This window comes from Limosilactobacillus sp. (assembly GCF_041859915.1).
Classification (GTDB): domain Bacteria; phylum Bacillota; class Bacilli; order Lactobacillales; family Lactobacillaceae; genus Limosilactobacillus.
This window is the reverse complement of sequence record NZ_JBFLGB010000015.1, coordinates 19,878-29,606: the sequence shown is the minus strand read 5'-3', so window position 1 is coordinate 29,606 and position 9,729 is coordinate 19,878. Positions and strand designations below refer to the sequence as shown.

Below are 9,729 nucleotides of genomic sequence, written 5' to 3'. Positions count from 1 at the left end.
GTTGAAGAAATATAAGCTGTCGTGATCAGTATCAATCTCATCCAACAGTTCTTCCTTTAGTATCTCAAGATGAGCGTAATCAACCAAACATTCAAAAACAGAATTTTGAACTCTAACACCATAATTCTCGCATATTTTTGTTTGGACTTAAATATGCCTTGATTGAATTCTGGAACATATCATTCTTAAGATATTCCTCAGGAATATAGAAAGTATTGGCAGCTGCAGAGGAACCTAAAGGACGACGGGCAATGCCAAGGGCCAATTGTGCTCCCTGAAGATATTGTCTAGTAACGTCAATTCCTCGACGATTAACAACTCTAGCACGACCGGCAATAACGTCAGTACCATCCCCACCCTGAATTTCAGCCGGTTCACGTGGAGTGCTCATTCCACCCATTACCTCGGGACAGACCGTAACTGCTTGTCCAAAAGCTACTAACCGAGCCGCAAGGTCATTTTTGGCATTACCACCATCGTAACGCACATTGAAGCCTGCCAAACAAGCACTTAATAAGATCACTTAACACAACTTCCCCTCGTTAAATAATTAATTTCATTATACTGCTATTATCTTTTATTTATGTTAACGAAAAAAGAGTTAGCAAAGGATCCTTTGCTAACTCTTCTTTTTTCATTCTACTTTATTTTTTACTCTTCTGTTTCCGTCGTGAACGTTTCTTAGCCTGTTTAGCGGCTCGCTCGGCCATCCGTTGCTTATCCCGAGCCAACATTTGCTTAAGGTAGTAACCGGTGTAACTACCCTTAGCTTGAGCAACCTCTTCTGGTGTTCCGGTAGCGACAACACGGCCACCGCCCTCACCACCTTCAGGGCCAAGATCAATTAGCCAATCGGCGGATTTAACCACGTCTAATTCGTGCTCAATCACTAAAACAGTATTACCAGCATCCACTAAACGTTGGAGAACACTCAATAAACGCTTAATATCCTCTAAGTGAAGACCAGTCGTTGGTTCATCCAAAATATAAAAAGACTTACCGTGCGATTGGCGGTGTAATTCAGCAGCCAACTTCATTCGCTGGGCCTCCCCACCGGACAAGGTCGTTGCTGGCTGACCAAGGTGAACATAGCCCAGGCCAACATCTTCAATCGTCTGCAGCTTCCGCCGAATCTTCGGAATATTGTGAAAAAACTTTAAAGCTTCGGAAACAGTCATATTAAGTACGTCGGCAATGTTTTTACCCTTGTATTCAACCTCCAGGGTTTCAGAATTGTACCGGGTTCCATGACAAACCTCACACGGTACGTAGACATCGGGCAAAAAGTTCATTTCAATCTTAATGATACCGTCACCATGACAGGCTTCACACCGGCCACCCTTAACGTTAAAGCTAAAGCGTCCCTTGGTATAGCCACGCATCTTAGCCTGGTTAGTCTGGGCGAAGAGTTCCCGGATATCATCAAAGACTCCGGTGTAAGTGGCTGGATTAGATCGTGGCGTTCGACCAATCGGTGACTGGTCAATGCTGATCACTTTTTCGATGTTCTTAACCCCTGAGATTGACTTATATTTACCCGGTTTAGCGGAATTATTGTTTAGCTTTTGGGCGAGAACCCGTTTCAAAATTAGGTTGACCAGGGTTGATTTACCGGAACCAGAAACTCCGGTCACGCAGATAAACTTACCAAGGGGAAAGTCAACGTTGATATTCTTAAGATTATTGGCAGCCGCTCCTTTTAAGATAATGTGCTTACCGTTACCCTGGCGGCGTCTGGTCGGCACCTCAATCATCTTTTTGCCAGAAAGGTACTGGCCGGTCAGGGATTTACGGGACCGCATGATTTGTTTCGGTGTTCCAGCGGCCATTACCCGGCCACCATTTTCGCCGGCACCGGGACCAATATCAATGATGTAATCCGCTGCCCGCATCGTGTCTTCATCGTGTTCAACCACGATCAGGGTATTACCAAGATCCCGCATTGCCTTCAGCGAGGAGATCAAACGGTCATTGTCCCGTTGGTGGAGGCCAATCGACGGTTCATCGAGGACATACATAACCCCGGAAAGGTTAGAACCGATCTGGGTGGCCAGCCGGATTCGTTGAGCTTCCCCACCGGAAAGGGTTCGTGCCGAACGGCTGAGGGTCAGATAATCGACCCCGACGTTTTGCATAAAGGTCAGTCGATCCAGGATTTCCTTCAAGATCGGCTTGGCAATTTTTTCGTGTTGCTTCGATAGCTTAACGCCCCTGAAGAATTTGATTGACTTGCTGATCGGCAACTCTGAAATTTCACCGATGTTTTTACCATCAATTTTGACGGCCAGGGCACGTTCGTTAAGACGGTAACCATGACAAACCGGACATGGTAGCTCGGTCATGTACTTACGCATCTGCTCCCGAGTGAAATCGGAATTCGTTTCACGATAACGTCGACTGATGTTGTTAACAACACCCTCGAACGGTACGTCAACATCCCGAACCCCACCAAAGTCATTCTCATAATGAAAATGAAAGGTGGTATCACCATTACCATAAAGAACCTGTTTCTGTTGTTTCTTCGATAACTGATTAAACGGCGTGTCCATATCGATCCCCGCCGATTGACAGAACTGTTCCAAAAGTTGTGGATAGTATTGAGACGAGATTGGATTCCATGGCACCATCGCCCCTTCACGCAAAGTCTTAGTACGGTCGGGAACTACCAAGTCAACATCGACTTCCAGCTTTGAACCAAGACCCTCACAAGCTGGGCAAGCACCGATCGGGGCATTAAAGGAAAAGAGTCGGGGCTCCAGCTCGCCAACCGTGAAGCCACAAATTGGGCAGGCATACTTTTCAGAAAATGGAATTGGTTTCCCACCGATTACATCAGCGACCGCATAACCATTGCTCAAACGCAGCGCTGCCTCAAAGGATTCAAAAAGCCGTGAGCGAATCCCATCTTTAATGATGATCCGGTCAATCACCACGTTGACGGTGTGCTTCTGGTTCTTGTTTAATTCTGGGACCTCATCCAATTCATAGGTTTCACCATCGACTTGGACCCGGACAAAGCCTTCCCGTTTGATCTTGGCAAAGACTTTTTTCTGGGTTCCCTTCTTGTCCCGGATAATCGGTGACAGGATCTGAAGACGGGTCCGTTCGGGTAGCTTCAAGACCCGATCTACCATCTGGTCAGGTGATTGACTGGTAATCGGAATATGGTCATTGGGACAAATTGGTGTTCCAGCTCGTGCCCAGAGCAACCGCAAGAAATCATTAATCTCGGTCACCGTTCCAACAGTCGACCGTGGATTATGCGAAGTCGTCTTCTGGTCAATTGAAATGGCTGGGGATAAGCCATCAATCGAGTCAACATCAGGCTTATCCATCTGTCCCAAAAATTGCCGGGCATAAGCGGAAAGGCTCTCCACATAACGACGTTGCCCTTCGGCATAGAGGGTGTCAAACGCTAGTGAACTCTTCCCAGAACCCGAAAGTCCGGTAATCACCACCAGTTTATTTTTGGGAATTGTCACGTCAATGTTCTTCAGGTTGTGGGCCCGAGCACCATGAATCACGATTTTATCGTTTGCCATACCTATCCTCCTTATTTTTTACCAGCTTTCTTCGACTTTTTACCTGTCATCTGAGCCTTTAATTCCATTACGGTATCACGCAACGTGGCTGCCTGTTCAAAATCGAGTCGTTTGGCCGCTGCTTTCATCTGTTCGGTCAGTTCGTCAACCATCTTTTGTTGAGCGGACTTAGATAATTTAGCAAAGTCCCTGGTTGTAAATTCGGTTGAATCTTCCTTTTTACCAGTATCCTCACTCTTCGTGGTAGCCGAAATGGCATCTTGAATTGGCTTAACAATCGTCTTTGGAGTAATGTGGTATTTCTTATTGTAAGCCATCTGAATCTGTCGACGCCGCTTAGTCTCATCAATTGCTTTCTGCATCGATTCAGTAATCGTATCGGCATACATAATCACCGCCCCATGTTCATTCCGGGCAGCCCGTCCAATCGTCTGAATCAGGGAACGCTCATTCCGCAAGAAGCCTTCCTTATCGGCATCGAGGATTGCCACCAGGGAAACTTCTGGCACGTCGAGGCCCTCACGAAGAAGGTTGATGCCAACTAAAACATCAAACTTACCTAACCGTAAATCCCGAATAATCTGAGTCCGTTCCAGCGTCTTGATATCGGAATGAAGATACCTAACTTTGAGTCCGAGATCCTTTAAATAATCGGTCAGATCTTCGGACATCTTCTTAGTTAAGGTAGTTACAAAGACTCGTTCATGGTGCTCGATTCGCTTATTGATTTCACCAACTAAGTCATCGATCTGGCCCATCACCGGCCGTACCTCGATCGTTGGATCAAGCAGACCAGTTGGCCGAATAATCTGTTGGACAACATGATCGGTTTGCTTCATCTCGTACGGACCCGGGGTAGCAGACATATAGACAACCTGGTTGACGTGCTTTTCAAACTCGGACAACTTCAATGGGCGGTTATCCAGGGCACTCGGCAATCGGAAGCCATAATCGATCAACATCTTCTTTCGTGCCCGGTCACCGTTATACATTCCCCGCACCTGAGGCATCGTCTGGTGGGATTCGTCAACTACCATCAGGTAATCCTTCGGGAAGAAATCAAGTAAGGTATATGGTGGCTCGCCTGGTTTTCGTCGGTCCATGTAACGTGAATAGTTTTCGATTCCGTTGACGTAGCCGACCTCACGCATCATTTCAATGTCATAACTAGTTCGTTGTTGGATCCGTTCAGCTTCGAGTAGTTTACCCTCGTCCGTAAACTTTTTGACCTGTTTCTTCATGTCAGCTTCAATCTCGGGCAGGGCGACATCCATAATGTCTTCGTTGGTCATAAAGTGGGTTGCTGGAAAGATTGAGACTTCCTGTCGGTCACCCTTAACCTCGCCAGTTAAGGCATCAACTTCCCGAATCCGGTCAATCTCATCACCGAAGAATTCGATCCGTAAAGCAGTTTCTCCATGTGAAGCGGGAAAAATTTCAACTACGTCACCATGGACTCGAAAGCGACCCCGCTGGAAGTCAATATCATTACGATCGTACTGAATCGTTACTAATTGTCGCAGAAGAAAGTCTCGATCAAGTTGCTGACCAACATGAAGGGAAATTACACTGTTTTGGTACTCATTTGGATTACCAAGACCAAAGATGCTAGAAACCGAGGCCACCACAATCACATCGTTACGCTCCAAGAGAGCTGTTGTAGCAGCATTACGGAGCTTATCAATCTCATCGTTGATTGAAGCATCCTTCTCAATATAGGTATCACTGGAGGGTACATATGCTTCAGGCTGGTAGTAATCATAATAGGAAACAAAGTATTCAACCGCATTATGAGGGAAGAATTTTTTCATCTCACCATATAGTTGACCAGCTAAGGTCTTATTATGTGACAAGATCAGGGTTGGTTTGTTGATATTAGCAATCACGTTAGAAATCGTGAAGGTCTTCCCGGTCCCGGTCGCCCCCAACAGGATCTGAGCCTTGTCACCAGCTCGGATACCCTTAGTCAATTTGTCAATTGCTTCGGGCTGATCCCCTGTCGGCTTATAATCAGAAACTAAGTCAAATTTTCTGTCAGGTTGTCGGTAAATCACACGCAATCCCCCCGTTTATACCGTCATAAATAACGAAAAAGAGAAAGGTATTTACCCTTCTCTTCATTTAATACCGTATTCAGTTTAGCACCTAAACATGCGTTCGTCTATTGATTTGGATAGTAGCAAATCCAGGATTGTATTAAGGTTAATAATAACCCTCCTTATTCAAATGTCATTTGACTAGTATACAAATCATAGTAAAAACCATGCTTAGCTAAGAGTTGCTGGTGAGTACCACGCTCAATCACCTGGCCATCTTTGAGCACCACAATCTGGTCTGCATTCAGGATTGTCTTCAAACGGTGGGCGATCACGAAGCTCGTTCGGCCAGAAATGACTGCATCCATGGCTTTCTGAATCTTAGCTTCGGTGACCGTATCAACGTTCGAGGTTGCTTCATCTAAAATCAAGAAAGTTGGGTTAGTCAAAATCGTCCGGGCAATCGAAATCAACTGTTTTTGTCCAGTTGAGAAAACGGCATTCTCATCGGAAACCCGGGTAGCATAGCCATCCGGCAGGGTCATGATAAAGTCATGAATCTGGGCTTCCTTGGCCGCGGCCACCACTTCATCATGAGTGGCTGCTGGTTTCCCATATTTAATGTTATCTTCAATCGTTCCGGTAAACAGGATTGAGTCCTGCAAAACGATTCCAACATTATCGCGTAAGGATTGCAACGTGATGTCCCGAACATCTGTCCCATCGAAGCGCACATGACCGGAGTCAACGTCATAGAAGCGGTTAACTAAGTTCATAATCGTCGTCTTTCCCGATCCAGTTGGTCCAACAATTGCCACTTCTTTACCTTTATCGACACCAACATTAACACCATGCAAGATTTCCCGGTCTGGTGTATAGCCAAAATGAATATTCGTCAATTGGACACCATTCTTGAGGCCAGTCATAACCTGCCCATTTGATACCCGATCTTCTTCCGGTTGCTCTTCGACCGCGTTTAATCGCCGTGCACCGGTCAAAGCTAGTTGGATCATCGAATAAATCGACGTCAATTGGGTTAGCGGTTGAAAATAGGTCTGAGAATAAGAAACAAAGGTGACGATTAGACCCAGACCAACCGCTTGGCCGATCTGACCAGCGACAATCAACCAGGAACCACCAGCGATCACGATTGCCAGGTTCAAAAGCGATAATCCATTCAGTAACGGGAAAAGCATCCCCGAATAGAATTGTCCATTAAACATTGCATGCCGAACGCGGTTATTATATTTGCGGAATCCCCGTACTGATTGGTCACGTAAGCCGTTGGTAATGATCACCCGCTGGCCATTAATTTGTTCGTTAATATAGCCGTTCAAGGCCCCAATCTCATCTTGTTGGCGGTCAAGATAGTAGCGGGCTTTACGCATAATCACCAGGCTGACCACTAAGATTAATGGGGTAGTGGCGACCGTTAGTAAGGCCATCGTGGTGTTGACATAGAACATCACGACCACGGTCCCAATGAAGAGCGCCCCCTGAGAAACAATCGCGAAGACGGCTTGATTAAGGGCATTGAAAATATTATCCAAGTCGGAGGTAAATAGTGAGAGCAACTTGCCATCCTGGTGGGTATCAAAGTAACGAATTGTCATCCGTTGAAACTTGCTAAAAAGGTGTTCCCGCATATCATTAGTGGAATTGGCATTAAACCTTGACATTACCATCCAGGCAATAAAAGTTGCCAGAATTCCTAACACGTAGGCCCCTAACATTAACCCGAGAGCTTGATAGAAACTGACTAAGTGCGCATGGCCACGAAAAGCCGACTTGACGAAACTAGTTAAACTAGCAACGGCATTCCCCATAAACAATGGGGCCATGATCTGGGCAACCGTAGCCAACAAACTCAGCACAATGACCACTAGGATTCCCTTCCAGTATGGTCGAAGGTAACGGTAAAAATAGCCCAGTGCTTCCTTAGTGTTGCTTTCTTCTGGTTCCTTATTCATCGAGATCGGCCCTCCTTTCCTTGGCCTTTTGAGTCCGATAGATTTCCTGATAAACTGGCGAGCTCTTAAGCAATTCTTGGTGAGTACCCGTAGCCACCAGCCGTCCATCATCGAGAACTAAGATTTGATCAGCGTGTTGAACGGAACTGATCTTTTCCGCAATCATCAGGGTCGTGGTATTCGGCAGATCATGTTCCAAAGCCTGTTGAACCAGCTTTTCTGATTCGGCATCCAGTGCTGAGGTCGAATCGTCAAGAATTAAGATTGGCGGTTGACCAATTACACCCCGGGCAATTGATAACCGTTGCTTTTGGCCCCCGGAGAAGTTGGCTGACCGTTCTTCTACGACATGATTGAACTTATCCGGATAGTTATCAATAAATTCCTGAGCTTGGGCAATGTTGGCGGCACGATCCAATTCTTCTTCGTTAGCCGTCACCTTTCCTTGCCGCAGGTTATCAGCAATGGTTCCGGAGAATAGGATCGCCCGTTGCAGGACAAAGGCCACCGTTCGACGCAGAGTTCGCTCGCTCAGCGTTTTCACATCATGGCCACCGACTTTAACGGTCCCACTAGTAGGGTCATATAACCGGGCAATCAGCTGGGCCAGGGTAGACTTCCCCGATCCAGTAGCCCCAACAATTCCAATCATCTGTTTGGGGGCTATTTTAAATGAAATATCTTTCAGGGTTTGGTCGGGACTTCCCGGATAGGCAAAGGAAACGTGGTCAAATTCGATGGCCCCTGGCAAAGGTGTCTTAACATTATCAGTAGTCGGGTAAACGACACTCGGTTTGGTATCTAAGATCTCTCCAATCCGGCGTACGGAAACCATCCCCCGGGAAAAGGTCATGATAACCATTCCCCCGATCATGATTGCGAATAGGAGGGTAAATACGTAAGAAACATAAGGACTGATAACCGTCACGTCCGTCGGGTGGGCATTAATTGTGGTTCCAATCAGAAAAATAGCGAGACCAATCACGATATAAGCAATTAGTTGAAAGGCTGGCATGATCGTCGAGTACCAATAACCAATCTGAATATTGTAATTATTCAGTTGGTCGGAGGTCTGGTCAAAACGACGGCTCTCATTCGCACCCTGGTTGAAAGACTTCACAACCCGGACTCCTTGCAGAGTTTCCTTAACTTGGGTTGAAATCTTATCCATCTGGACCTGGTAGTGTCTGAACAGACTGTTCATGTTCTTAATAACCCAGATACCAACTCCTACGATCAGGACTACCATTAATATTGGTGCCCACCAGTAACGAGGCAGAGTAATGATTGCCAAGGTAAATGACCCTACCAGAATGATGGGAATTCGCAGAAGCATCATAAAGGTCGTCATCATGACGTTCATGACTTGGTTCATATCGTTGATTAGTCGAGTGGTTAAAGATCCAGTAGAGAAGTGTTCCACATTAGCTAAGGAAAACTGCTGAATCTTAGTATAGGTCTGATCTCGCAGGTCTGAGGTTACTCCCTGAGCAATCCGAGCGGCAAAGTAAACGTTGAAGATTCCGGCCGCAATCGCCACCAGGCCCAAAATTACTAACCAAATACTGTCATGCAAGACCATCTGTTGTTGATTCGCCAGCAGGGCCCGCTGGATATTTCTTAAAAGCAAAGGCTGCCAAAGTGAGGCCAGTGCAGAAAGAATGATAGCGATCGTGGCCCCGACGATTGCTCCTTTATAATGTTTCAAATGGGGCATTAAAACTTTCATTTTTGCCCCTCCTTTCGTAACAATTGACAAAACGTCTGTGTCCATTCTTCATTTAAGTTGGCAAGTTGGACGAGCTTCTCCCGACCAAAGTGAGCGGCAGTCAGCCGTTCCAGCTCAAATAATGGTGTCAGCTTCTGCTTAGCATATTGCTGACCTGCACGGTTAAGATAACAAAGCTTTACCCGCCCATCATGTGGATCAGCAGTTAATGTTAAATAATTAGCCCTTTGCAGTTTCTTGATCCCCTTATTGATTGATTGCTTGGGGCTGCCCGTCACCAAAACAAGTTGACGCTGGCTTTGCCCAGGATGACGGTACAGTTCATACAACATCTTACAGTAATAGTCACTGAGGCCGTGGGTGGTGCTCCACATCGTGTAGGCCTTACTGCACTTCAGAATAGCCATCCCCAGTCTTTCGATTAAATCATCATACATTATATCTGTCCTTCA

General features: G+C 46.2%; 6 protein-coding genes and 1 pseudogene. All 7 read right to left on the bottom strand.

Features of this window, described 5'->3' with window-relative positions:
* Positions 1-87: pseudogene (locus ACEYV4_RS03695) on the bottom strand (CRISPR-associated endonuclease Cas2); the annotation flags it as partial.
* Positions 88-112: 25 nt separating this feature from the next.
* On the bottom strand, positions 113-523 hold the full coding sequence (locus tag ACEYV4_RS03690) for a DUF523 domain-containing protein (protein ID WP_373842084.1): 411 nt from the start codon (positions 521-523) through the stop codon (positions 113-115).
* A gap of 121 nt (positions 524-644) precedes the next feature.
* Complete coding sequence (uvrA, locus tag ACEYV4_RS03685) at positions 645-3,542, bottom strand: excinuclease ABC subunit UvrA (protein WP_373842083.1); 2,898 nt, start codon at positions 3,540-3,542, stop codon at positions 645-647.
* Between the two features lie 11 nt (positions 3,543-3,553).
* Positions 3,554-5,596 (bottom strand): excinuclease ABC subunit UvrB, encoded by a 2,043-nt coding sequence (gene uvrB, locus ACEYV4_RS03680; RefSeq protein WP_373842082.1) that lies wholly within the window; start codon positions 5,594-5,596, stop codon positions 3,554-3,556.
* A 164-nt stretch (positions 5,597-5,760) separates the two neighbouring features.
* Positions 5,761-7,548: an ABC transporter ATP-binding protein gene (locus tag ACEYV4_RS03675; protein WP_373842081.1), complete on the bottom strand. Its 1,788-nt coding sequence runs from the start codon at positions 7,546-7,548 to the stop codon at positions 5,761-5,763.
* Positions 7,541-9,277, bottom strand: a complete 1,737-nt coding sequence (locus tag ACEYV4_RS03670; protein ID WP_373842080.1) for an ABC transporter ATP-binding protein — start codon at positions 9,275-9,277, stop codon at positions 7,541-7,543. Before ACEYV4_RS03670 ends, ACEYV4_RS03675 begins: the two co-directional genes overlap by 8 nt.
* Positions 9,274-9,714: a MarR family winged helix-turn-helix transcriptional regulator gene (locus tag ACEYV4_RS03665; protein ID WP_373842079.1), complete on the bottom strand. Its 441-nt coding sequence runs from the start codon at positions 9,712-9,714 to the stop codon at positions 9,274-9,276. Before ACEYV4_RS03665 ends, ACEYV4_RS03670 begins: the two co-directional genes overlap by 4 nt.
* Positions 9,715-9,729 lie beyond the last annotated feature (15 nt).

Bases quoted from the DNA above. Each gene is read 5' to 3' on its own strand.
- ACEYV4_RS03665 (WP_373842079.1), bottom strand. From the start codon at position 9,714: ATGTATGATGATTTAATCGAAAGACTGGGGATGGCTATTCTGAAGTGC.
- ACEYV4_RS03675 (WP_373842081.1), bottom strand. From the start codon at position 7,548: ATGAATAAGGAACCAGAAGAAAGCAACACTAAGGAAGCACTGGGCTAT.
- uvrA (WP_373842083.1), bottom strand. From the start codon at position 3,542: ATGGCAAACGATAAAATCGTGATTCATGGTGCTCGGGCCCACAACCTG.
- ACEYV4_RS03670 (WP_373842080.1), bottom strand. From the start codon at position 9,277: ATGAAAGTTTTAATGCCCCATTTGAAACATTATAAAGGAGCAATCGTC.